This is a genomic window from Paraburkholderia phenazinium (assembly GCF_900142845.1).
GTDB classification, from domain to species: Bacteria; Pseudomonadota; Gammaproteobacteria; order Burkholderiales; family Burkholderiaceae; genus Paraburkholderia; species Paraburkholderia phenazinium_A.
In genome coordinates this window covers 637,568-663,601 of the sequence record NZ_FSRU01000001.1, presented here as the reverse complement: position 1 = coordinate 663,601, position 26,034 = coordinate 637,568, and the positions used below count along the sequence as shown (strand labels likewise).

The following is a 26,034-nucleotide window of genomic DNA, read 5'->3' as shown; positions in this document are numbered from 1 at the left end:
GCGGCATCCGGCGAACCTGCCGTCGCATCGACGGTTGTGTGAAGAGGATGATAAGCACGGTTCGGGACACATCGCGTCCCGATCGTACATCGCCGACGCGCTCGAGCTCGGCCTGAGATCTCGGACAGGATGCCGCCAATGAAAAATAAGCTGTCCCGCGATGGGCAATTTATATATATGGGGCATGTCCTAAAGTCCGTGCCTGCCATGCCGTAATAAGTTGAAGAGGACAAGCCGAATAAGTCCGCCCCTTGAATCAGGGCCACAGGGTGTGCGCGGCAGGGCTTCGACGCATTCGAGCATCAGACGGGTTCTTGTCACGATCTCCCGTCAACCTGCATCAGCATCGCTGGCGCATTCCCTGACACACGCTCACCGCCAGCCACGCATCAGCAATTCGTCATGCTGATGACACAGTCACAAGATTCGCAATCGCTTTCGACATGCAAACAGAACGCCCACAGCACATAGCACTTCCCGCCGCAAACGGCCTTGAAGCTCAACCCGTCACGGCCAGCCTCTCTCGCGGCCAGCGAGCCATGTGGTTTTTGTGGAGCCTGAATCCGTCCGGTGCGGAATATGGACTGCCCATGGCCTGGACGATCCGCCATGCGATCGACGTCGATGTTTTTCGCGCTGCCCTGCAAGACCTGATCGACCGACACCCTGTCTTGCACACGACGTATGCGGCGCCGCAGGGCGAGCCGGTCCAGATGATTCATGCCCACGGCCGGCCCGACTTCCTGCACGAGGACGCCTCGCAGTGGGCGCCCGCCGAACTGCATGCCCGCCTGACGCGAGAGGCCGACGCGGGATTCGATCTGAAAAGCGGAGCAGTCTTTCGCACTCGCCTTTTCTCTCGTAGTCCCGACGAACACGTGCTGTTTTTGAACAGCCATCACATCGCGAGCGACACGTGGTCGCTCATCGTCATGATGGAGGAGCTGGGACTGCTGTATCAGGCACGTGTCGCCGGAAAAACCGCCGAGCTGCCGCCCACCGGACTGGCTTATGTCGACTATGTCGAGTGGCAACGAAACATGCTCGACTCTTCGCTGGGCAATCAGCATTGGGCGTATTGGCAGACGGAACTCAGCCGGCTCCCGGTGCTGGACCTGCCCACGGACCGGCCGCGCCCACGCGTGCAGACCCATGTCGGCGCCGGTCATTCGTTCGAACTCGACGAAGCGCTCACGCAGCAGATCCGGGCACTCGCGCGTGACGAGGACGTGACGTTCTACACCGTGTTGCTCGCGGTATTTTACGTGCTGCTGTACCGCTATACCGGTCAGGACGACATCGTTGTCGGTTCGCCGCGTTTCGGGCGGCCGCCGCAAGGCTACGAGCGCACGGTCGGCTACTTCGCGAGTCCGTGTGCGTTGCGGGCACGGCCAGACGGCGACGGCACGTTCGCTGATTTCCTGAAGCACGTCCGCACCGTACTGGTCGGTGCGAAGGAACATCAGGATTTCCCGTTTCCGTTGCTGGTGGAGCGGCTGGGCGTAACGCGAGATACCAGTCGAAGCCCGGTTTTTCAGGTGTCGTTCACGTATCAGAAGTCCCATCTGGCGCATATGCGAGGCGTGGCTGCCGCCCGCATGGGCCTGGGCGGCGCCTCGCTCGAGCTGGCTGGCCTACCCTTGGAGTCGTATCCGCTGGAACAGCACGGCGTCAAATTCGATCTCGACTTCGTGGTCGAAGAGGTCGACGGCCGGCTACGCGCCGTGTGCTGGTACAACACCGCGCTTTGGGACGCTGAGAGCATCGGATATCTGGTCGATCATTACCAGGCGCTAATCGCGAGCGCCGTCCGCACGCCGCTAGAAAAGCTTCAGCACCTGTCGATGCTAACCACGCAAGAGCGCACTCGTTACGCGGTCTGCAACGCTACCGAAACGCCGTTCCTGCAGACCCCCGTGCATCGGCTCTTCGAAGGACTGGCAGAGCAGATGCCGCAAGCCGTCGCGCTATTGCACGAAGCGGGGGCCATCTCCTATGCGGAGCTCAACGAGCGCGCCAACCGGCTTGCCCACTATCTGCACCATCATGGCTTGAAGCCGGGACAGCCGGTGGGTGTGAGCATGGAGCGCAGCCCGGAACTCGTGGTGGGCATCCTCGCCGTATTGAAGGCGGGAGGCGCCTACCTGCCGCTCGATCCCGCGTATCCCGCGGAGCGTCTCGCGTACATGCAGGACAATTCGGGCCTGACGTTGCTGCTTACGCATCGGCGTTCCGCCACGCTGGCGCCGGGTGCAAATGTGCGAAGGGTGTGCGTCGATGCGCACGCGGCAGACATCGCAGCCGAGTCCGCACACAATCTGGACTCGCCGTCGAAGCCGACGGACCTCGCATACGTCATTTACACCTCCGGCTCCACTGGGCGTCCGAAGGGTGTGATGCTGGAGCACTACGGGTTGTCGAACATGGTGCAGGCGCAGATCAGCGCGTTCGAGATCGGCCCGAGTAGCCGGGTCCTGCAGTTTGCGTCGCCTAGCTTCGACGCCTCCGTCTCGGAGATATTCACAGCGTTGTGCGCGGGTGCTGCGCTTTGCCTCGCGCCGAAAGCGGACGTCATGCCCGGTTCCGCCCTGATCAACACGATCGCCCGCCACGCGGTCACGGTGATCACACTGCCGCCATCGGTGCTGGCCTTGTTGCAGCCGGAAGACGTGCCGACCCTGCGCACTGTCGCAGCGGCAGGCGAAGCATGCAGTCTTGAGATCGTCAAACGATGGGCCCACGGGCGCCGCTTTCTGAACGCCTACGGGCCGACCGAAGCAACGGTCTGCGCGACCATGGCTCATCTGCCGGCAGATACGAAACGCGTCTCGCTCGGACGCCCTATTGCAAACACGAAGATCTATCTGCTCGATGCGCACTTGCAGCAAGTACCGGTCGGCATAGCGGGTGAGATTCATATCGCAGGCGTCGGTTTGGCGCGTGGTTATCTGAACCGCCCTGACCTCACGGCCGAACGCTTTGTCGCCAATCCGTTTGAGGGTTCGGACTCGCGCATGTACAAGACGGGGGACCTTGCCCGTTATCTGCCCGACGGCACGCTGGAGTATCTGGGGCGTCTCGATCACCAGGTGAAGATTCGCGGCTTCCGGATTGAGTTGGGCGAAGTCGAGGCCGTGATAACCGGGTGTGCCGGCGTGCGCGAAGCGCTGGTGATTGCGCGCGGCACGGCGGGCAATGCGCCGTCGCTGCTGGCCTATGCGATTGCGCACGACGCGAGCGCCACGACGGCCAACGACATCCGCACCCATGCGCAAGGAAAACTGCCGGAGTTCATGGTCCCGTCGGCGATCATGCTACTCGACGCATGGCCGTTGACGCCGAACGGCAAGATCGACCGGGCCGCATTGCCCGATCCAGGCGAGCGCGTAGCCACGCAAGATATGCTCGCGCCGCGCGATACGCTCGAGCAGCAGATTGCCGATGTGTGGAAAACGGTTCTGCAACTGCAAGCCGTAGGCATCGACGACAACTTCTTCGAGGTCGGCGGTCATTCGCTCGATCTCGTGCGCGTCGAAATGGAGCTGGAAAAAGTATTGGGGCGTAGCGTAGCGACGATGGATCTGTTCCGCTTTCCGAACATCCGCACGTTGGCGGACTATCTGCGTGACTCATCGCAGGAACAAAGCGAATCTGTCTCGCGGACACATGTGGTTCAACCAGCGCGAGAAGCGTCGCCTGCCTCGGCCGTTCAAACCGTGGACACGGACGTTGCCATCATCGGCATGGCCGGCCGGTTTCCGGGCGCGGCGAACGTCGCGGACTTCTGGCGCAATCTCGTTGCCGGTATCGAATCGGTCAAGGACTTGAGCGACGAGGAGTTGCTTGCAGCAGGCGTCGATACCGCCCTGCTGAGCGATCCGCGCTACGTCAAACGCAAGGGTGTGCTCGACGACGTGGAAAAATTCGACGCCGCCTTTTTCGGTTACCCGCCGAAAGAAGCCCTGTTGATGGACCCGCAGCAGCGCCTCTTCCTCGAAACCGGCTGGCACGCGCTCGAACACGCGGGTTATGCCAACCCGGACTATGCCGGCACGATCGGTGTGTTCGGCGGAACAGGACGGTCCGGCTATCTGCTTCATTACCTGGACACCAATCCGCAAAGCGCTGCGGAGCTGTTTCAGACCACCATCCTGAACGAGAAGGACTTTCTCTCCACGCGTCTCGCCTACAAGCTCAACTTGCGCGGTCCCGCCTTGACCGTACAAACCGCGTGCTCGACCTCGCTCGTCGCCGTCCATCTGGCTTGTCAGCAACTGATGCTGGGCGAATGCGACATCGCACTGGCCGGGGGCGTCTCGATCGAGGTGCCGCATGGCAGCGGTTACCTGCATCAGGAAGGCCACATCCTCGCAGCCGATGGACGCTGCCGTCCGTTCGACGCGCGTGCGCAGGGCACGGTACGCGGCAGCGGCGGCGCCATTGTGGTCCTGAAGCGCCTGTCTGCTGCACTGGCGGACGGCGATCATGTCTGGGCAGTCATCAAGGGATCGGCCATCAACAACGATGGCAACGCCAAAGTGGGCTTCACTGCACCAGGCACGGAGGGCCAGGCCGAAGTGATCGAGCGGGCGCTTCAGCGCGCCAAGGTGAATCCTGCCAGCATCGGATTCGTCGAGGCTCACGGTACGGCAACGCCGCTTGGGGACCCCATCGAGGTCGGTGCGCTAACCCAGACCTGGCGCCGCTACACGGACGCGCGGCAATTCTGTGTGCTCGGATCGGTGAAGTCGAATGTCGGTCACCTCGACGCCGCGGCCGGTGTCACCGGCCTGATCAAAGCCGCGTTGTCGCTGCATCACGGCAAGATTCCGGCGACCCTGCATTTCCAGTCGCCCAATCCCAAGCTCGATCTTGCGAGCAGCCCGTTCTGGGTCAACGATACCTTGAGCGACTGGCCCACCACCGCTTCGCCCCGGCGCGCGGCTGTCAGCTCGTTCGGAATCGGCGGCACCAATGCGCACGTGATCCTAGAGGCGGCGCCACGCCATAACCCAGCTCAGCGCGATCAATCGTCGTTTCAGATACTCGCGTTGTCTGCGAAATCCGAGCCTGCATTGAATGCGATGACGGACAATCTCGCCCGTCACCTGCAAAGCCATTCCGACGCGAATCTGACCGATGTCGCCTACACGCTCCAGGTGGGACGCACGCCGTTTCGCCACCGGCGCGTTGTGGTGTGCGACAGCGTATCCGGCGCCGTCGATGCTTTGACATCCCTACCATCCGGACGCAGCAGCACGGGTGTGTGCGCAGCCGAGGCACGCATCACCTTCATCTTCCCCGGTCAGGGTCTCCAGCAGGTCGACATGGGCCGCGATCTTTACGAGTCGGAAGCGGTGTTCCGCGATTGTGTCGATCGTTGCGCCCGGCTTCTGCGACCCCTGATGGATCTCGACATCCGCACGGTACTGTATCCGCTACCGGATGAAACAGGCGACGCGCAGCAACGCCTGATGCAAACGTCCATCACGCAGCCGGCGTTGTTCGTCGTGGAGTATGCATTGGCTCAGCAACTGGCGCATTGGGGCATTCGCCCAAGTGCGATGATGGGACACAGTCTCGGCGAATACGTCGCTGCATGTCTCGCCGACGTCATGTCGTTGGCAGACGCGCTCAAGTTGGTTGCCGCACGCGGACAACTGGTGCAACAACTGCCCAGCGGAGCGATGTTGGCCGTGGAGGCGTCGGTGGCAGAGGTCGCGCCGTTCGTCAGCAGCGGCGTGGATCTGGCGGTTGTCAACGCGCCGCGTTCGTGCGTGCTAGCAGGAACAAACGCGCAAATCGAAGCGGTTCAGATCCGCCTGGAAAACGCCGGCTTGCACTGCCGACGTGTGGCGACCTCGCACGCGTTTCATTCCGCCACGCTCGACCCGATCCTCGAACAGTTCAGGACGATTGTCAGTGAAGTCGAGTTGCGAGTGCCGCGTATTCCGTACGTCACGAACGTGACGGGCTCGTGGGTCACGCATGAGCAGGCAACCGATCCGGCCCACTGGGTGCGTCATATGCGCGAAACGGTTCGGTTTGCCGAGGGACTGGAGACCCTGCTGCAGGCAGCGGACCCCATGTTCCTTGAGGTGGGTCCAGGGCAGACCTTCACTTCCATTATCCGGCGACATCCGAACGGCGCGCATGTCCGGGTGGCAGCGCCGACGCTCTCCAACGCGCCTGGGTGGTCCGACCGTGGCGCACTGGCAATGGGCCTTGGGCGGCTTTGGGTCGCCGGCGCGGTTCCGGCCTGGGAGAAGCTGCATGAAGGCGCGCCGCGCGGTCGCGCGGCATTGCCGGGTTATCCGTTTGAGAAGCGGCGGTTCTGGCCGCAAGAACGCACACAAGCGCCGGCACGGGGAACCTTGCCTGAGGTGGCGGATCGTCCTGAGAACCCCATACTCCCAGCCGATACGCGAGACCGGCATCCATCCATCATGGTTCAACGCGATGCTGTGGAATCCCAATTAATCAAGGTGTTCGAGGAAGTGTTAGGCGTATCGTCCATCGCGCTCAACGACAACTTCTTCGAGCTCGGAGGAAGTTCGCTTTCCGCGCTGAGCGTCATCTTGCAGGTGGAGCAGATTTTCGGCCATCAACTCTCTGCTGCGGCCTTGCTGGAAAGCCCGACGGTCGAGGCGCTCGCTGCCTCTTTGCGGACCGTCCGGACACCACGCAGTCATCAGCTGGTCGGCATGCGAACCTCGGGATCGTCCACGCCGATATTTTGTATCCATCCCTATGGCGGACACACCACCAACTATGCCGAACTGACGCGTAGCCTGAGCGCCGAACAGCCTGTCTATGGCATCCAGGCGGGTGGCCTGCAAGGGGAATCGGCGCCATTGCGGCGCATCGAAGCGATGGCATCCGACTACATCGACTTGATGAAATCCGTGCAGCCGCATGGGCCCTATCGACTGGTGGGGCATTCGATGGGTGGGTGCATTGCCTATGAAATGGCCCAGCAACTCAGGCACCGGGACGAGTACATCGAACTGTTGGCGTTGCTTGACGCACGCGCGCAAAATGCCAGCGCTCGCCCGCTCTATCGCAATGGTACGTACGGCAAGATGGCGACCCGACAGTGGCTGAGCGACGACGCCGTGATGCTTGGCATCCTGATGCCCACGCTCTCTTTCGATTGGGACGGCTTGCGTGACGTCGCCGTAGACGCGCATGGATCACGTGTGCTGGAGGCTGCCATGAAGCAGGGATTGCTACCACCGGGCACGGGTGACCGGCAGTTGCGCACGCTGCTGTCCGTGACCGATGCGAACGACGAAGCGCTGCGGAGCTACCGTCCGGCGCCCTATGCGGGGCGCGTGCTGCTTTGCTGCGGCGATGACGGTTTCTCACGGCAGTTCGCCGAACCCGACCTTGGTTGGGGCGCGCTGGTCGATGAACTGGAAGTGATCTACGTGCCGGGCGATCATCACAGTATTATGGGCAGGGAGAATGTCGTTGCAATCGTTCGGCATCTGGAGCGATGGCTGCGACACCGTGCGACGGCATCGGTGGGTCCGTGCGTCGAGGTGACTCAGTGACAGTCGCGAGGCACATCACTGAGACTGGTGTTTCAACAGCGACACAAACAATGTCGAGAGTGCGACGTCGGACACCTGGGGTGTATTAGCGCTCGGCAGGGCGGTGATCACCTTCATGGAGCGTTCGTGGTAAGCGCGCGCCGCGGCACGCGCGCCCTCTGTGTCCCCCAGTTCGATTGCATCGACCAGACGCTGCCGCTCGTTGGCGAGACGTGCAGCCGTTTTGCGCCAGGCTTCGAATCGCCGCCCCTGGATCTCCTTCACCAGGCCGATCTGCACACTCGCCAGAAACCGGCAAAGCGCTATCAGCAAAGGATTGCCGGATGCGGCCACCAGTGCATTGAGAAACCGTATCAGTCCTTCCGCAATGGCCTCCGGACTAACGCTGTGGTCGATTTCAGCCAATGACTTACGCATGGCGCTAACGTCTTCCCGGGTCGCCTTTGTCGCCGCCAGTTCGGCTGCGTAGCCATTCAATGCACCGTGAACGCCTAGCACCTGCACAATGCCGATCCGCTCCAGCTCGATCATCGAGTTGAGCGACGTGGCAATCAGTTCCTCAGTTGACGCGGTGACGTACGCTCCCTTGCCCTGCTTGATCTCAATGAGCCCCGCCTTAAGGAGTGCGCGCTTCACCTCGCGGATCGTGGAAACGCTTACGCCGTAACCTTCGGCCAATTGCCTCTCGGAAGGCAATTTCTCGCCGCGTGCTAACTGCCCTCCGAGAATACGTCGCCGGATATCTTCCATGACCTGCTCAGCAGCGTCGCCGCGCTCCGGGAGCATCGAGGGTTGCCAGAGTTTTTCAGGCGAGTCGTTCATAAGCTCTCCTTCACTAAATTGGTATGGGTATCTCTCTTACCGCACCGATCGCATCTGTCCTTTGCGCGCTCGGGTGGACGTTTTGAACAGTTCGATCATCAGGTCGCGCAACCAGATGTTGCCGGGGTCGGTTGAATAGCGGCGAAACCAGTACACGCTGATCTTCATCTCATGACGTGAGCCCGAGAGCGTCGAATAGCGGTATGCATGCTTCTGATCGATCTTGTCGAATACTTCGCTGACGTAGTGCGGCACCACCGCGGCAAACCCTGTCGCCGCGAAAATCGCCGGCAGAACCATGAAGTGCGGAACCGACAGCCGCACGCGGTCCTGCAACCCATGTGCGACAAGAATCTTCAGCGTTTCCGGATGCGACGTAACGACGACGAACTCCGACTGATCGGAAGCAGCGTCGAACGGCGCGTCAGGCGCCCCCGACGATGGCGCGAGAATCCCGTACTCCTCGGCAAACAGATATTCGGACTGGAACTGATCGGCCAGCATCGGCAGATGGCCTAACGCGAAATCGATCTGCCCGCTTTCCAGCGCGTGGGTCAGCTCGATGCCGTCCAACTGGCAGGTCTCGATGCGAATGCCCGGCGCCCGTGCTTTCAGTTCACGCATCAACGGCGGCAGAAAGACGACTTCGCCGAAATCGCTCATGTGAATGAGAAAGGTGCGGCGGCCGCTGCTGGGATCGAAGCGCGACCCTTCGTCGAGGGTCACCTGCAGGTTGCGCATCGCCTGCTGTATCGACGGTGCAATACGGGTAGCCGCTACCGTAGGTTCAACCCCTCCGTTCAACCTCACAAACAGAGGATCGCCGAATAGCGAGCGCAGACGCATGAGTCCGTGGCTGACTGACGGTTGGGTCAGTCCTAGCCGAATCGCTGCGCGGCTCACGCTGCGCTCGACATAGATCGCCTCGAACACCTTGAGGAGATTGAGATCGACGGAATAGATATTCATGTCGTCAATATTAGAAATGTAGTCCCCTGCATGGACAGCCGCGGTTGGGCTCCCTACACTGGCCCCACCGTTGGAGACGGGTCATGGCGGAACGAAACGATCTGTAATACGGAGATCTACTGCGAGGCCAACCTTCATGTTTCGATGAACTATATTCAGTGAACTATACGCACACCGTCACGGTGTGACCAGATAACGGTTAACCCGTATAGCTCGAGCCACGGACAAAACTACAAACCGAGACAAACATGCATGACGTGACTAATGTCGAACGATCCGCGCATCGCGTGGAACATGGGTGCTTGCACAGCCACCCGTGTTAAGACAGAACCCAGGTACAAACATTTAGGTATCCGATGTTGGTGCCGGTTGGGAGATGGGAATCCGGCATTGCCGTTCGACGCCTTGGCGGCGCGACCCTGTCTGTCGAATAGATGCATGAATGACGCGAGTGCCACGTTTAGCGGGTGCTCGCGCCAAAAATAGGAGGACATGTGAACCTGAACAAAACGCTTGATCTGGAGGCGATCATCGACTCGAGGACCGTCAGCCGCCTTCAACGAGTCGTCATCGGATTTTGCGCGCTCGTCGCCATGATGGACGGTTTCGATATGCAGTCGATAGCGTTCGTTGCCCCCGAAATCGTCAGCGCGTGGCACATTCAGCCCGCTGTGATCGGCATGGTATTCAGCGCAGGACTTTTGGGCGGACTGATCGGCGCAGTGGTCTTCGGCCGGGCGGGCGACCGGCTCGGCCGAAAGTGGACGTTGCTGTGCGCAGTCTTACTGGTGGCGATAGGCTCGTTTTTAACGCCGTTCTCGACATCCGTTGCGACACTCGTCGCCGCGCTCTTTTTTACCGGTGTCGGCCTCGGCGGAGCGATGCCAAATTTCATTTCGTTGGCCTCGGAATATTCCCCTGCGGCGCGCCGGGCCACGCTCGTCGCACTGATGTTCTGCGGCTTCCCGTTCGGCGCGGTAATTGGCGGACTGGTTTCGGCCAAGCTCATTCCGGCGTTCGGCTGGACCAGCGTCTTCACGGTTGGAGCGGCATTTTCGCTCCTGATTCTGCCGCTGTTCGCCTTCTTCGTTCCGGAGTCCGCCCGTTTTCTCGCGTTGCGTGGAGATCACGCGGCGATTACCCGCATTCTGACGCGGATGGGGTGTGCCGATCTGTGGAACGGCGAAGTCGGCGCGACCGCACATGGTCGATCGTCTGTCGCGAGCTTGCTGACCGAGGGCCGTGCGCCCGGCACGATCCTGCTCTGGATCACGACCTTCCTGAGCATGTTCATGTTGTACCTGCTGATCAACTGGATTCCGATGGTGGCGCGGCGCAACGGACTCGGCATCGAAAGCGCGGTCATCGCGGTTTCCATGCTGAATCTTGGCGGCATCCTCGGCAGCACAGCGCTAGGTCGCCTCGCGGACCGCTTCGGCCCGGCGATCGTGATTGGTTGTGCGTACGGTGCGGGCGCAGCAGCCATTGCGTCGATCGGCTATGCCGTGCATTCGGGCTTGTCGCTCTGCGTAGCCGCCTTCCTGGCGGGGCTCTTCAGCTTTGGCGCGCAACTGTGCACGGTGGCCCTGGCGGCAAGCTTCTACGAGACCTTTTTGCGGGCAACGGGTGTGGGTTGCTCGATGGCGGCCGGGCGCGTGGGCGCGATCGTCGGACCGCTGCTGGGCGGCATGCTGCTTGGCGCGGGCATCGGCGCACCGTCCCTGTTCATCATCGCAGGTATGACGTCGCTCGGCGCTGCCGCTGCGGCATTGACGATGGGATTCCTTGTCTTGCAACCGCGCTCGCGCAAACCCCTGAACGTGACGGAAGCGGCGCACAAGCTGACCTGATGCAACGCGACAGATCATTACGTAACTAAAGGCAGAGCATACGATGAAGATAGTACCGTTTGACGATAGCAACTGGATGAACGACCACCCGCTCGGCGTGGTGCTGTTCAAGCATCTTCTTAGCGGCGAACCCGATTCGCCGGACAATTTCATGTACATCGTCGGCAGGCAGGACGGTGACTTTTCAATGCCGGTCCATCGGCACAACTTCGATCAGATTCGTCTTCCCCTTCGCGGCGACATGAATCTCGGTCGCGCCGGCGTACTTCGCGAGAACGAGATTGGCTACTTCCCCGAAGGGCTCGCCTACGGACCACAAGAGGACCCGCTTGGCAATGCGTTGCCCGGAGAACGCCGGCAACTCGTTCTGCAGTTTGGCGGAGCATCGGGCTATGGGTTCATGAGTATCGAACAGCGCCGCAAGGCCCGGGATGAACTTGCGGAGATCGGCCAATTTGAAGGGGCGTTCTACCGCAAACCGAATGGAAAAAAAGACTGGGCGCTAAGTGCGATATGGGAGCACGTGTTCGGTTCGAAGTTGCGATATCCCCACCCCCGCTACAAAAAAGTCATTGTCGTCGACCCACAATCCTGCAATTGGCTCCCGCTCGGCGGGCAGCGCGGCGTCGACCGTAAGTTTATGGGTGCGTTCTCGGAGCGAGGCGTCTGGATGGAAATGATCAGGCTACAGCCCGGCGCCGCGTGGCACTCCTCCGATCCGCGCGGGCGCCGTTTGCTTGTGGTCCTTGAAGGCGATGGGATGGCACACGGGCAAGCGATCAGCTATTTAAGCGCACTGGAGGTTGAGTCGGACGAAGCGCTGAGCGTGAGCGCGACGCGCGAGATGACCCTGTTCCTCGTCGGTCTGCCGCCTGTCGAAGTTCCTGTTGTCGACTCGGGTCTGTTCGATAGTCCCGAAGAGGTCGTGGCCGAGGACGCATCCGACTAACCGGGCCGGCGCAAATCAATCAACTTATTTCAAAGGTTCAACAATGCCAGCTCTATCGTTGAGTCAAGCATCCCGAATCGTCGATCTGGCGCTGGAGAAAGGACGGGCGATCAACTGTATGCCGTTGACGGTAGCGGTCCTGGATGCCGGAGGACATTTGCTGGCGCTAAAGCGCGAAGACGGTTCCGGCATTCTTCGCCCGCAGATCGCTCAGGCCAAAGCGTGGGGAGTGCTCGGCATGGGGTTGGGTGGCCGCGTACTCGCGGAGCGCGCTCTAGCCGCCCCCGCGTTCTTTGCGGCGCTAGGCGATATCTCTGGTGGACGCATTGCTCCCGTGCCCGGCGGTGTGCTCGTGCGCGATGAAAACAACGACGTTGTGGGTGCAATAGGGATTAGCGGGGATAAGTCGGAAGTCGACGAGATCTGTGCCGTCTTTGCAGTCGAAAGCGTCGGTCTGAAGGCGGACGCCGGCTAACGCGCCGGCAATCGCCTGAATCTCAATCATGGAAGTGTTGTTGCGTTCCTGAACGATCGGGAACGCAGGGCGTCGTGCTTTACGCGTACAGAAGAGATGTTTTCCCCAAATATATTAATACTCAAATTAGATGTGGTTAGGAGACCGATGTGATAATGAAATTCGTATTGCCGATTTTTGCTTTTTTGTCCCGTGCTGAGCGAAGAGAACGCCGACGCGACACGGAACGCCACAGGGCTGCGAGCGCCGGCTTTTCAGGAAGGGGCAAAGCTCGCGCACGAATCCTGATGGGAGTATCAGTTTGCCTGTTAGGTGCTGCTGCGAGCCCATCTGTCTTTGCGCAGGGCAGCGTGACGTTGTACGGCATTATTGATTCCGGCCTGACCTATACATCCAATCAGAGCGGCAAAGGCAACCTGTTCTTCCAGGGCGGAACCATGGTACCGACCGTGTGGGGTCTGCGAGGCGTGGAGGATCTGGGCGGCGGGACACAGGCCATCTTCAAGCTGGTCGATAACTTCAATTCGGGCACAGGTGCGATGACGAACGGCTTATTGTTCGGCAAAGAATCCTGGGTGGGCTTGCAGGACGATAAGCTCGGTGCGCTCACGCTGGGCAACCAGTTCGATTTCATGTTCAAGTACATGACCATCGATCGCTGGGGGGCCGAGCTTCGTATTAGCCCGGTCTACTTTACGCAGCAAGGGCCCTTTGCAAAGCTGGGTTTGCCCAATGGCGCAATGGACTTCGACAGAACGGCCGGGTCCATCACCACGAACAATTCGGTTGCCTACGAGAGTACGAACTATGGCGGCTTCCGGTTCGGCGCGATGTATGCATTCGGCGGTCAGGCGGGTAGCACCAGTCAGGACAGCACGCAGAGTTACGGGATGCGTTACACCAACGGCACTGTCACGCTGGACGCGGCGTACACCTATACGAAATTCCCCGGCATCAACGACGGCAATAACGGCATCAGAAACTGGGGCGTGGGAGGCCGCGTGGCGGTGTTCAACGGTGGGTACATTGACGCCATGTTTACCAACACCGAAAACACCTATACCGGTGGCCAGGTGAACGTCTATGAGGTAGGCGGCTATTACCCGCTCACCTCCGTCGATAAGGTCGTACTCGACTATCAGTTTGACCAGGGCAACGCGGTTCTAGAAAAGAACAAAGCCAATCAGGTGGGACTGACGCTTGCGCATGACCTCTCCAGGAACACCTTCATCTATGCCACGTTGGTGCGGCAATGGGCGGGTGGCGATTCGGCAAACGTGCAGGCAACCATCATCGGCTCAGGTGGAACCTCATCGGGCAGTACGCAAACGCTAGGACGCGTGGGTATGACACTCCGCTTCTAGAGACACTCATTCACCAACGCACCTTATTTAGACGTCTCTTCACCGCCGTCATTAACTTAGGAGGATTGAGCTGTGGAACACGATGATATCCACGCAATCGAACGATTGCTGAGCGATTTTGCGTGGTATGCGGACCGTGGCGAAGGCGATTCGCTGGCGGCATTGTTCTCGCCGCGCGGCGTATTGCATGTTGGAGGGCAAGAGTTGATCGGACGGGACGCGATCGCACGAGACTGCGAAAGGCGCCATGCGGAATACGGCCGCAAGACGAGGCACATCTGGTCCAACCTGCGGATCGAAGAGGAAGACGACGCCACCCTGGTGCAGACAACAGCGATACAGGTGACCGTCGAACAGCGCCTTCCGGAGGGCACGGTGCAAACGCGGATCAATGACCTTTTCGACACGCTGCGCCGGAACGATGCGGGCGTGTGGTTCATCGAACGACGCGTCATCAAGCGCGAATTGGCGCTCAATGGGGGAGCACCCATATCAACGGGTTCGTAAGCGGAATTGAGTGTCGGCGGGCACTACGTGCACACGGGGCCGCCGATGCATCGCAGCGCTCCTCCGGCACTGCTGCGCTAGCGTCGACAGCATATAAAAAGGATTACGATGAGCAGCAGCCATCATGTCTCGCCCGAGTCGGCTATCGATGTCAGCCGGCTTTCCTCCCTGCAAATCGTCATCATGGTGTTGTGCGCGGCCATTGCAATGATCGACGGATTTGATACGCAGTCCATTGCATTCGTCGCGCCCCATATTGCTGACGCGTGGAACATCCCGGCATCGTCGTTCGGACCGGTCTTCGGCGCGGGTCTGTTGGGCAGCTTCGTCGGGGCACTTACGCTGGGACCGCTTGGCGACCGCATCGGCCGCAAGCCGGGGCTGTTTATTTCCGTGCTGATCTTCGCGGTGGGAACGCTGCTGACACCACTAGCCGGGTCCATTCACTCACTCGTAGCGATGCGCTTTGGAACCGGTCTTGGACTCGGCGGCGCGCTGCCGTGCTTTATCTCGCTCGCCTCCGAGTATGCGCCGAAGCGAAGCCGCGAGTCGCTCGTGTCGTTGATGTTCTGCGGGTTCCCCGTAGGCGCCGTGATTGGTGGACTGCTTTGTGGAAAGCTCGTTGCCCAATGGGGGTGGAAAAGCGCCTTCATCGCGGGTGGCGCCTTGCCGATTCTGATCATGCCGGTTTTCATGGCAGTCGTTCCGGAGTCGATCGAATATCTTGCCCGCCGTGGAAAACACGCCAAAGTGCAGCGCATCCTGACTCGCCTCGGCAATGACCGCGACTGGGATGTCGATCTGACGGCGCTGTCGCCACCGGAGCGCATCTCGATCGCCGGCCTCTTTGCCGACCGTCGTGCATTGGGAACGCTACTACTCTGGGCAACGCTTTTCCTGAGCCTTCTACTCACCTATTTTCTGATCAACTGGATTCCCCTGGTGGCGAGAAGCACGGGCGCCGACGTCGGCTTGGCGGTCATCGCCGTGTCGATGCTGAATCTGGGTGCGGTATTCGGCTGCGTTGGAATCGGACGACTCGCAGACCGTTTTGCCCCGCCGATCGTCATCGGCTGCGCCTACGGTGGCGGTGCGGTTGCGATTTTCCTGATGGGGCAAGTACAAGGGTCCGGCACATTGCTCTGCGTGACCGCCTTTGTGGCCGGCATGCTAAGCATCGGAGCCCAGATGTGCACCGTTTCGTTCTGTGCGAGCTTTTACGGAACGCACCTGCGCGCCACCGGTGTGGGATGGGCCATGGGCATTGGCCGCGTCGGTGCGATCTGCGGTCCGGTTTTAGGCGGCCTGCTGCTGGACGCGGGCATGGGCACCGCAGCGTTGTTCAGCACGACCGCGGTAGCATCGCTTGGTGCGGCGGCGGCTATGTGGTTGATGAAGTTCAGTTCACCCCATTGATCGGGGCCACGCGGGTCGGTACTGCTGGCGTATGCCGCTCTGTCGAAGTTCACCTGCCTCGATACGATGAGTAGGCGCGGTGGATCCCCCACCGCCAGATTGCGAGCGATACCACCCCGTCGTATCTCGCCTATCCTGCCAACGGCCACCGCGCCAGCGCAACATGCCGGGTACGGCCGAGCAGGCTGTGCATCAAGACAAACTCGCGCACGTTCCAACTGACCGCGTCAACGGGACGGGCCGCGATCCAGGGCATGCCGTAAGCGAGCGTAACGTGTGGCGTGTAATGCGCCGCGTTCGGCACAACGGCGCGATCGCCGAATCCTTCGTTTTGCAATGCCCGTGCTAGCGCCTCGTGGAGCGCGTGGAGGCCGACCACGCCCTCACCGCCTCCCAACACCACGGGTCCGGGCCTAGGTTTCGATGCAAAACTCAAAGCATGGTCGAACTCGACGCTGAACGGCTCCATTCTGATTGACGCGGCGGCTTTGATCGCGGCATCGACTCGCTCTTGCGGCAGACCACCTGCGAAATTCCCAAGATGCTGCAGCGTGACGTGGAGGCGGTTGGCGGCAAGCGGCTTGCTCTTCGAGCGGGTCTCACCGCAGATCTGCTGTGCGAGTTTCGCGATGCTGCCCGCTGTATTGACGTCGGGCATGACTGCGAAGAACAGGCCGTCTGTTGGGACGGGCGGCGCCTCCAGCCCCGGCAACCAGAGTTGGTCAGGCATGATGCGCCCGAGACGATAAAGCAGGCATGTCGGTGAATCTCCGTTCTCGCGTTATTGCCGATACTGTACATTTATACAGTATTAGAGGCAACGGGGATTTATTATGTGGCACCTGCATGAACGGCACGGACCACTGCGAGCCGGCGTAGGGCCTCGATTCCCGATCACCGGCACGTGCCAATGAACAACGCCTTCGGTTGCTGTGGAAGGCCCCCTTCGATGACCGGGCTAATGCGCAAGCTCGGCATCGCGAAGTACCATTCCATGACGCCGTCGACCGACATCGCAGACTGCCTCGATTTCCTCTTGTACGCGAACCGATTCCCATCCCAGCGCACGTGCGGCAATCGCCGCAGTTTCGGCGAGCATCGCGCCGGTCAATTGACCGGAAAGCGCAATCGTCGTCCGGCGAAAAAGTAGATCCGAAAGACGCGTGACGGCTTCTTGCTCACAGAGGTATTGAATTTCCCGGACCGTGTAATCTGGCTCACTGGTGAGCGGCTCATCATGAACCTCATCGTTCGCCGGCGAGCAAAACTCAGCAATCGCGGACGCACGTGTCCCGTACCGCGAGAGTAAAGTTCTAGCGCGTTCCACCGAAACACCGCAGCGCGCAGCGAGTTCGTCGATCCATGCAGCCCGGTCCACCGGAGCAAGTGGAAAGTTAAGGCCGCCACCGATGGGTTCGTTGCGAGTACTGACCTTACGTGAGCGTCCGAGGCGTCTGAGCGTATCGTCGGCAACCGATTCGGCGAATGCCCGGAAGGTCGTCCACTTGCCACCCACCAGCGAAAGCAAAGGAATGCGGGTTTCAGGCAGAAGATCGACATGAACCACGTGATCGCGACTCACGTCGCCCGGGTTTGCCGCATCGGAAAAAGGTAACGGCCGCACACCGCTGTAGCGAAACGTGATGTCCGATACGTCGAGCTTCAATCGGGGAAAAATCTCCCGCAGTACACCGAGCATATAGTCAACTTCATTGTCCTCACAGCGAACCTGGTCGGGATCGCTCACGCGCAGATCGGTCGAGCCAACCAGAAGCTGACCCATAAACGGGTAAACGAGGCATATGCGACCGTCCTTGGAGCCGAAGTAAACCATGCGGCCTCGTAGCTGAGCCTGTAGTTCAGGATGCCTTAGTATCAGGTGCGATCCTTTCGTCCCGCCAATGTACTTTCGTTCGATGCCCAGCAACCGGTTGACACTGTCGATCCACGCGCCGCCGGCATTGATGACGACAGCAGGTTTGACCGCGTAGCCCTTCCCCGACACCAGGTCGCGTAGCCACACCGTCTCCCCGTCCACATGATCGACCGTGACGTAATTCGCTGCTGCGGCTTCGTCGCACGCGGCCTGGCCGTCGGCAACCAGTTCGTAGTTCAATCGTTCGGCCTGTGTCACCTGTGCATCGAAATACGTCACCGTTGCCTTGATCGCGGGATCGAGCAGCGGTAAGTTTCGAAGCGAACGATTTCTGAACGCGACGTGGTGGCGCGGCATCGTGCGGTCATGACGGCCCAGAAAATCGTAGATCATCAGCCCGAGTTTCGAAATGATCGCGCCGCGATCGGCAAGCTTCGACCGGACGCCGAAAAACCGCAGCACGGACGCAACAACGCCGCCAAAGTACGAATGGATCGGCAAGACTGTCTCCAGCGGCAGCACGAAGTGTGGCGCGTTTTTCAGCAACAGGTTGCGCTCCAGCGTCGATTCGGCAACAAGGCGAAACTCGCCGGTTTCCAGGTACTTAAGCCCGCCGTGAATCAGCCGGGACGGCGCAGAACTCGCGCCTGAAGCAAAGTCCGCCTTGTCGATCAGCAGGCAATCGACCTGTTGCAACGACAGATCACGGAATAGCCCTGCGCCGTTGATCCCTCCCCCCACAATCAGCACGCTGACACGGCTCTGCTGCGTCAGCCGTTCGAGAAAAAATTCACGGGATCGTTGAGTCATCGTCTGGCTCGTCATGAGTGTGTGATGGCTGCGCGATCGAGCGCCGGCCACGATGAATTCATGTTTGCAATGAGCTGCAGGTAGAGCTCGTACACCTCGTTGAACCGGCCGTGACGTTCCGGGTCTGGCCCGTGCGTCCGCTGGATGCGGCATGCGCGCTCGCCCGCCTCCGGCAGGGAGACGAACACCCCCGCACTCACGCCGGCACAGAGCGCAGCGCCGAGCGCGCTGGCTTCCTGACTGTCGGGAATATCAATCGGCATTCCTAGAACGTCGGCAAACATCTGTGCCAGCATGGGACTCGCCGAACCGCCGCCGGTCAGGCCCGCCCGCTTCGCGGGAAACACACTGGTTAGGGCTTCGACGTGATATCGATGATTGAAGATCATGCCTTCGAGCACCGCACGCGCCAGATGGGCGCGACGGTGCCAACTGCGGATGCCGAAGAACGACGCGCTCGCGGCCTGTTCGAAAGGCGATCCGAACAGAAACGGATGAAACATCACGGAACTCGGTTCGGCGAACGCAATCTGCAATTCGTCTTCAATCAGATCGAACAGCGAGCAACCGCGTTGTTCAGCCTGTTGCGCTTCGTGAGCGAAAAACTCGCGCATGAACCAGTCCACGTTGCTGGACGACGCCGGCGAAATCGACATGTTCATCCACTGGCCAGGCCGTGTGCCGTTGCGGCACGACCAGCGCGGATCCGCTTGCGGGCGATCGGAGAGGATCTCGTTGATGCTGAAAGTCCCTGCCGTGATGGACAGCACGCCAGGTTCAGTGATGCCCATGCCCACGGCGCTCGAGGTGACATCGTGCAATCCACAGGCAACGGGTGTGCCCTCCATCAAACCGGTTTGCGCGGCGGCCTGCGCGGTGACACGTCCGGCGGACACAGTAGACGGCACGATTTCCGGCAACGCGCGGCCAATCGACGTGAGGCCGTATAGATCCAGCACCTCGCGGCTGTACTGCTGCGTGCGGACGTCGGTAAAGGACGAACTGGCTTCTGTTGGGTCGGTTGCCGCGAGGCCGGTCAGACGCAGGCGGAGCCAATCCTTGCAAAACAGCACATGACCGATTTTTGCGTAACGCTCAGGTTCGTTGAGCTGGATCCACTTAAGCAGGCTGACCGCGGCGTAAGGATACGGCTGCTGGCCGGTTAGCGCCAACGCCCGTGGCAAGACGCCCGCGTCGCGCCATTGATCGCGAACGGCGACCGCCCTGCTATCGAGCGACAGAATGCCAGGGCCGAGTGGGGCATCATGCTGATCCACGAGGTACAGCCCGTCGCCGTGCCCCGTTACGCCGACCGCCGCGATGGTGCTCGCGGACACCTTGCCGCGCGCAAGTGCGTCACGAATCGCGCCACTCGCCGCGGCCCAGGTTTCTTCCATGTCGCGTTCGACATGACGGGCGCGCGGCTGCCGCTGCTCGACCCGCCGCGATCCCACCGCCACGGTCCGACCCGTGGTGTCGAAGACGACAGCCTTGGTTGCGGTCGAGCCACTGTCGAGGCCCAGCAGATACTTCTCCATCCTGTCTCCGATCCGATTACGCCGTGTCCGAAGGCGCGCGTGTTATCTGGCGAGCGGAAAGGCGTCTACCGACGGTGCCTCGAATCGACCTGGTTGATCGCCGCCACGTTACCCGAGCTTCGGCCGTGCTCGTCGAACGTCTGCGCGAGGAAGGCGTCCGCGATGGATTTGGCCAGCTCAGGGCCGATCACGCGCGAGCCCATCGTGATGATCTGCGCGTTGTTCGAGAGCGCCGCCCGTTCCGCAGAATAGGTGTCGTGGCACAACGCAGCACGGATGCCCGGCACCTTGTTGGCCGAAATGCTCACGCCGATACCGGTGCCGCAAATCAGAATGGCGCGGTCGTAGTCGCCATGGATGACGCCTGTAGCGACCCGATCGGACAGTTCTGCATAGAGCTCGGTTGGGTCCGTTTCGTTGGTCGACAGTTCGAACACTTCATAACGGTCCTTCAGGTATTCGGCCAGCACCTGGGCCAGTGCCGCCCCAGCGCTGTCGCCCGCAATTGCAAGTTTCATGTTCAACTCCGTGATGTTTGAGTTACACGCATGCGGTCAGGTCAGAGCACTGCCCTGATGCGGTCCAGGATGTCGAGATAGCCGGCGACGTCCCAGGCAGAACGTCCAATAAACAGTCCGTCGATATGCGCGCAAGCGGCAAGTTCGGCGCAGTTGTCCGGGTTGACCGAGCCGCCATACAGGCACGGTACGCGGCGGCCAAGAACGGCTTGCGCCACCGAAATGATCTCGGCCTGACGCGCGTCGGCATAGTCGGCGCTGGCCGGTATGCCGTGTTCGCCGATGGCCCAGACGGGCTCGTACGCGAGCAAAATCGGGGCGGCGTGCTGTTGCGGACTCAAGCGCGCCAATGCGCCCCGGACCTCGGCTGCCAGCACCTCAGGAGCGCGCCCACGTTCGCGGTCGGCGAGTGTCTCGCCAATGCAGATCAGCGGCGTCAGTCCATGACGGACCGCCGCTTCGACCTTTAGCCCCACCGTTTCGTCGGTCTCGCCAAAATGTTCGCGCCGCTCGGAGTGACCGAGTTCAACCAGATCCATCGCGCAATCGACCAGCATTGACGGCGAAATCTCGCCGGTCCACGCGCCGCGATCGGCCCAATGCATGTTTTGCGCGCCGACCTTCACCGTCGTGTTCGCGAGGATTGTCTTGACCTCGCGGATCGCGGTGAAAGGTGGAATGACGAAGCGCTGCAGCCGTGAGTCGGCGTTGGCGCGAGCGTCGGCGTCAAGCAAACCCTCGGCGAACGCGCGCGCCTGCGCCAGCGTCTTGTTCATCTTCCAACTGGTGCCGATCCAGAAAGCGGAATGGGTCATGATTGTTTCTTCATGCGGACATATACACTCGAAATGAGGTGAGTCGCGCCGGAATGCTTCGAGTCACGCCGGCGCGCGGGTCGATTACATGCAAAATCCGCAATAATATTTCGGATTCCTACATGTTTAGCGCGTTATTATTTCGACAACGTGAAGGCCGACGTGTACTTGTCCACGTTCGCCTTCGTGATCAGGACGCAGTCGAACAGCTGCTTTTCATTCTTGGCGCCTGTCTTGCCGGTCTTCAGGAATTCGTCGGCCTCCTGCACTGCCTTGACGGAAAACGTAGCGACAGGCTGCAGCACCGTGTATTGCAACTCGCCTGCCTTGACTGCTGCCACTGCGGTCGGCGAGCCGTCGAAGCCCCCTACCTTGATGTTCGCGAGCTTGCCCGACTGCTTGAGCGCCGCAATCGCACCGAGTGCCATTTCGTCGTTACCGCTGATCACGCCGACGATATCCGGATGCGCCTGAAGCAGGCTCTGCATGGCGTTGAAGCCTTGCGTACGGTCCCAGTTCGCCACTTGCGAGCCAACCTTCTTCAGGTCCGGATACTGGCTGAGCACCGATGTATAGCCATTCGAGCGCGTCGCAGCGTTGTTGTCGGAAGGCGAGCCGAGCAACTCGACGTAATTACCCTTCGATCCAACGTCTTTCACCCATTGCTGCGCGCCGAGCGCTGCGCCCTGGGCGTTGTTGGATACGAGCTGCGCCTTGGCCAACCCTTCCTGGTTGATTTCGGCATTGACGAGGAACACCGGGATGTTGGCGGCGACAGCCTTCTTCACGGCGCCGACGGAACCGCTCGCGTTCGCGGGATCGAGAATGATCGCGACGGACTTATTGGTGATCGCGGTGTCGATGAGCTGGCTTTCCGCGTTGGTGTCGCCCTTCGAGGCTGCCACGTTCGCGGTGTAGCCGAGCCTTTTCGCTTCGGCGGCGGCGACGTTGCCTTCGGTGAGCCAGTAAGGGTTGGACGGATCGTTGACGATGATCGTCACGAGTCCGCCCGCCGCATGCGCCTGCCCTGCGAACAGCGGCGCCGCCAGTGCAACGGCGGCGGCGAGTACCAAAGTTCTTCTTTTGCTCTTCATGGTAAGTCTCCTGTTTTCAGTTAGTAATAGCGCCGGAATCCGGCATCTTCTTGCTGGCCGATAGCGCGACTCAAGCCTTGCCGCCGCCTAACGGAGAAGTCGGTTGACCGGCGGCCGGCGCTGGGCGCTTGACACGGCGGCGATACTGAATGGCGTTGAGCAACACCGCGAGCACGATGACTGCGCCGGTGAAAACCGTCTGCCAATATGAAGAGATGCCGATGATCACCAGTCCATCGGACAGAAAACCGATCACGAAAGCGCCGAGCAGCGTGCCGCGGATATTGCCCGTGCCGCCCATCAGCGAGGCCCCGCCGATGACCACCGCGGCAATGGCCGTCAGTTCGTAGGTCGTGCCGGCGGTCGGACCCGCTGAGGTCAACTGCGAGGACAGGATCAACCCGGCGATGGACGCACAGACGCCAGACAGCATGTAGACGCTGATCTGCACGCGCTTCACCGGCACCCCGGAGAGTTGCGCGGCGCGCTCGTTGCCGCCCGACGCATAGAGCCAGCGGCCAAACGCAGTACGGGTCAGCATGAGGCTGCCGAGAATCGAGATGACCGCCAGGATCAGCACGCCGACCGGAACGTTGAACAGTCGATCGAAGCCGAGCCAGTTGAAGCCGACGTTGCCCAGATCCTCACGACCGCCAAGGTTGTTGTAAGTCAGGCCATTGGTCATGAGGAGTGCGAGGCCGCGCACCACGTACATCACGCCGAGCGTGGCGACGAAGGCCGGCACCTTGAAACGCGCGATCAGCACACCATTGACGAGACCGATGAACGCGCCGAGCAGACAGCACAGCACGACCACGACCCACACCGCCGGATACAGCACGACACCGAACAGGTTCAGCGTCACACCCTGCAGAAAGAAGCCGGCGACCACCCCGGAAAGCCCGAGCGTCGAACCCACCGACAGATCGATGCCGCCATTGATGATCACAAGCAGCATGCCGATGGCGAGAATGCCGTAGATAGCCACGTGCGAGGCCATCGTCAGGAAGTTTTCCAGTGCGAAATAATAGGGTGACAGAAACGAAAAGACGGTGACTATCACGATCAGCGCAAAGAACGCGCGACCTTCGAGCAGCATCTTGCCAAGGTCGAAACCGTCGCCGAACCAGCCGGTGCGGTGCGATGGGGAAGTTTTGGCAGAGTGATTCATGTTCAGGTCTCCAGGCATTTCGACGATCAGATCACCACGGCTTCGCCCGAGGCAGCCATGATCTGGTCTTTGGTGGCATCGGTGCCGAATTCTGCGGAAATCTTGCCGCGTCGCATGACGACGATCCGGTGCGCGATGCTCAGGCATTCACCTACTTCAGACGTGGAAAACACCACCGCGAGGCCTTGTTTGGCGCTCTCGCTCAGCAGGCGAAAAACTTCGGCCTTGGCGCCAATGTCGATGCCGCGGCTAGGTTCGTCGAGCAAAATGACTTTCGGGTGCGTGGCGAGCATCTTGCCGATCACGACCTTTTGCTGATTGCCACCCGACAGCGAGCCGATCTTCGCGCCCGCGCCGGCCGTCTTGACGCGGACATTGCGGATCGACTGATCGACCAGTTCACGTTCGCGTGGGAACGACAGCAGCATGCCCCGGACGAACGTACCGATGCTCGCAAGCGACAGATTGCTGCCGACGCTCATCGTCGGCACCAGTCCATCGCGCTGACGATCCTCGGGCACCAGCACGAGACCTCTCGCAATGCGCCCCGCAATGCTCAGCGACGCGACGTCCTCGCCTTCGAGCAAAACCTGCCCGCCGCGGGTCGGAAAACGGCCCGCGACCGCCTCGAGCAGTTCCGTGCGCCCTGCGCCCATCAAGCCATAGATGCACACGATCTCGCCGGCCCGCACATCGAGCGAGAGATGATCGACGACCGACATATCGGAGCCGGATGCGTCGGCGACGCTGACGTCCTTGATCGACAGCGCGACATCGCCAAACGTGTAGCCGGTCGGCGGCGAACCGAGATCGAAATTTTCTCCGACCATGTGGCGCACGATCCACGCCAGGTCGATGTCTTTGGCTTCGGCCGTGGCCGTGATCCTGCCGTCACGCAATACGACTGCGTAGTCGGTGATCTGCAACGCCTCTTCGAGGTGATGCGAGATATACACGATCGACACGCCACGGCTCGTCAGGTCGCGGATCACCTTGAACAGCACTTCCACTTCGGAAGCGCTCAGCGCAGAAGTCGGTTCGTCCATGATCAGGATGCGCGATTGCACTGATAGAGCGCGTGCAATTTCAACCACCTGCTGTTGACCAAGACGCAAGTCGTGGACGCGCGTCAATGGATCGATTTCTTCTTCTAGGTCTGCCATCAGGGCACGCGCCTGGCGCGCCTCTTCGGCAAAATTGACACCCGTCGCGGCGCGCAGCTCGCGTCCCATGAAGATGTTGTCGCGCACGTTCAGGTTGGGCGCAAGACTCAGTTCCTGATGGATGATCGAGATGCCGTGATCGCGCGCATCGTTCGCCGAAGCAAACGCTACGCGCTCGCCATCGAGTTCGATCGTTCCCGACGTGGGGGTTTCCACGCCCGCGAGAATCTTCATCAAGGTCGATTTTCCCGCGCCGTTCTCGCCGAACAGCGTGGTGACCTTGCCGCGATGGATATCGAAGTTGACGCCCTTCAGCGCATGCACGCCGCCGTACGACTTGACGACGTCACGCGCCGACAGCAACACGTCGCTCGCCAGCGGTTCACTCTGGAGCGCACTCATCAGTTCACGTCCAGTTTGACCGGCGTCACGAGCCAGCCATTCGGGTTGACCAGCTGGAACACGCCCACCACGGAGATGGTCTTGCCCGCCAGCTTGCTGGTATCGATCTTCGCCAGAACCGCTTTCTTCATTGCCGTGTTGATCGCGTAACCGGCGTTCTGGTAGTCGATCTGATTGGTGAACTGCTCGAAGCTGATGGTGCCGGTAGCGTCGCGCAGATCGGTGCCGTTGATGGCCGGACCGGTTTGCACGCGGATGCTCAGCGAGTCGGGCAGGTTCGGCACCTTGACGGTATAGATGCCGGAATCGTCCTTATCCGCCACGCCGGTGAACTTGACCGACATTTCGGGACCTACGCCGCCGCCTGCCACACCGTATTGTTTGCCCGCCGCATCCTGATCCTTGGTAATTGCCGCGGCCAGCGTATCGGCACTGACTGCGCGGCTCTCGATCGCCGCCTGCGTCTTCGGAAATTGCGCCGTGCCATAGGCAGCGGGATCGAAAACCTTCGCTTCCGCATCGCCGCTTGCGCCAATCTTCACGACTTTGACGCTGAAAGCCATCGCCACGACCACGGCCACCAGCGCCACGACGGCGGTCACTGCGCGAGCAGTGTGACGGGGCCGTTTATTCACCGTAAATGCAACTGCGCTCATGAGGACACCTCCTGAACTTCAGAACTACGAAACCACAACGAAAGCGGGCCGGATGCACGCGCCTTGACCGGTGACGTCGCCGC

The 26,034-nt window shown here is 60.8% G+C and carries 18 protein-coding genes; 7 read left to right on the top strand and 11 right to left on the bottom strand.

The features are described 5' to 3' along the window. Window positions 1–443: 443 nt before the first annotated feature. Window positions 444–7,556, top strand: a complete 7,113-nt coding sequence (locus BUS12_RS02910; protein WP_083640214.1) for a hybrid non-ribosomal peptide synthetase/type I polyketide synthase — start codon at window positions 444–446, stop codon at window positions 7,554–7,556. Window positions 7,557–7,571: 15 nt separating this feature from the next. Here BUS12_RS02910 and BUS12_RS02905 read toward each other — a convergent pair whose 3' ends face one another. After that, window positions 7,572–8,378, bottom strand: a complete 807-nt coding sequence (locus BUS12_RS02905) for a FadR/GntR family transcriptional regulator (RefSeq protein WP_074294165.1) — start codon at window positions 8,376–8,378, stop codon at window positions 7,572–7,574. A 36-nt stretch (window positions 8,379–8,414) separates the two neighbouring features. Then, entirely contained in the window at window positions 8,415–9,347 is a 933-nt protein-coding gene (locus BUS12_RS02900; protein ID WP_083640213.1) for a LysR family transcriptional regulator, read from the bottom strand. A 494-nt stretch (window positions 9,348–9,841) separates the two neighbouring features. Here BUS12_RS02900 and BUS12_RS02895 point away from each other — a divergent pair, with 494 nt between their 5' ends. The 6 genes from BUS12_RS02895 (at window position 9,842) to BUS12_RS02870 (ending at window position 15,908) form a co-directional block, all read left to right on the top strand. After that, window positions 9,842–11,197, top strand: a complete 1,356-nt coding sequence (locus BUS12_RS02895) for an MFS transporter (RefSeq protein ID WP_074294163.1) — start codon at window positions 9,842–9,844, stop codon at window positions 11,195–11,197. Between the two features lie 43 nt (window positions 11,198–11,240). Continuing rightward, entirely contained in the window at window positions 11,241–12,146 is a 906-nt protein-coding gene (locus tag BUS12_RS02890; RefSeq protein WP_074294162.1) for a hypothetical protein, read from the top strand. A gap of 58 nt (window positions 12,147–12,204) precedes the next feature. Further along, the gene (locus BUS12_RS02885) at window positions 12,205–12,621 is read left to right on the top strand and encodes a GlcG/HbpS family heme-binding protein (protein ID WP_253189987.1); all 417 of its coding nucleotides are present in this window, start codon (window positions 12,205–12,207) and stop codon (window positions 12,619–12,621) included. 155 nt (window positions 12,622–12,776) lie between these two features. Continuing rightward, complete coding sequence (locus BUS12_RS02880; protein WP_083640212.1) at window positions 12,777–13,985, top strand: porin; 1,209 nt, start codon at window positions 12,777–12,779, stop codon at window positions 13,983–13,985. A 72-nt stretch (window positions 13,986–14,057) separates the two neighbouring features. After that, window positions 14,058–14,492: a nuclear transport factor 2 family protein gene (locus tag BUS12_RS02875; RefSeq protein ID WP_074294159.1), complete on the top strand. Its 435-nt coding sequence runs from the start codon at window positions 14,058–14,060 to the stop codon at window positions 14,490–14,492. 108 nt (window positions 14,493–14,600) lie between these two features. After that, on the top strand, window positions 14,601–15,908 hold the full coding sequence (locus BUS12_RS02870) for an MFS transporter (RefSeq protein WP_074294158.1): 1,308 nt from the start codon (window positions 14,601–14,603) through the stop codon (window positions 15,906–15,908). Between the two features lie 130 nt (window positions 15,909–16,038). On the opposite strand, the gene BUS12_RS02865 is transcribed toward BUS12_RS02870, so the two are convergent. From BUS12_RS02865 to BUS12_RS02825, 9 genes are all read right to left on the bottom strand, one after another. After that, window positions 16,039–16,638, bottom strand: a complete 600-nt coding sequence (locus tag BUS12_RS02865; RefSeq protein ID WP_074294157.1) for a 2'-5' RNA ligase family protein — start codon at window positions 16,636–16,638, stop codon at window positions 16,039–16,041. A 228-nt stretch (window positions 16,639–16,866) separates the two neighbouring features. Further along, window positions 16,867–18,594 (bottom strand): glycerol-3-phosphate dehydrogenase/oxidase, encoded by a 1,728-nt coding sequence (locus BUS12_RS02860; protein WP_074297014.1) that lies wholly within the window; start codon window positions 18,592–18,594, stop codon window positions 16,867–16,869. 11 nt (window positions 18,595–18,605) lie between these two features. Continuing rightward, window positions 18,606–20,132, bottom strand: coding sequence for an FGGY-family carbohydrate kinase (locus tag BUS12_RS02855; protein ID WP_074294156.1), 1,527 nt, complete (start codon window positions 20,130–20,132; stop codon window positions 18,606–18,608). A 65-nt stretch (window positions 20,133–20,197) separates the two neighbouring features. Continuing rightward, a complete protein-coding gene (derI, locus tag BUS12_RS02850; protein WP_074294155.1) occupies window positions 20,198–20,650 on the bottom strand; it encodes a D-erythrulose-4-phosphate isomerase in 453 nt (150 codons plus the stop codon). A gap of 41 nt (window positions 20,651–20,691) precedes the next feature. Further along, entirely contained in the window at window positions 20,692–21,465 is a 774-nt protein-coding gene (locus BUS12_RS02845) for a triose-phosphate isomerase (RefSeq protein WP_074294154.1), read from the bottom strand. 137 nt (window positions 21,466–21,602) lie between these two features. Continuing rightward, window positions 21,603–22,559, bottom strand: coding sequence for a D-ribose ABC transporter substrate-binding protein (locus tag BUS12_RS02840; protein ID WP_074294153.1), 957 nt, complete (start codon window positions 22,557–22,559; stop codon window positions 21,603–21,605). 70 nt (window positions 22,560–22,629) lie between these two features. Next, window positions 22,630–23,730 carry an ABC transporter permease gene (locus tag BUS12_RS02835; RefSeq protein WP_074294152.1) on the bottom strand — a complete coding sequence of 367 codons (1,101 nt, stop codon included), beginning with the start codon at window positions 23,728–23,730 and terminating at the stop codon, window positions 22,630–22,632. Between the two features lie 26 nt (window positions 23,731–23,756). Further along, the gene (locus tag BUS12_RS02830) at window positions 23,757–25,295 is read right to left on the bottom strand and encodes a sugar ABC transporter ATP-binding protein (protein WP_143788240.1); all 1,539 of its coding nucleotides are present in this window, start codon (window positions 25,293–25,295) and stop codon (window positions 23,757–23,759) included. Next, window positions 25,295–25,951, bottom strand: a complete 657-nt coding sequence (locus tag BUS12_RS02825; RefSeq protein ID WP_074294150.1) for a DUF2291 family protein — start codon at window positions 25,949–25,951, stop codon at window positions 25,295–25,297. The genes BUS12_RS02830 and BUS12_RS02825 overlap by 1 nt, the downstream gene beginning before the upstream one ends. Window positions 25,952–26,034: the final 83 nt, after the last annotated feature.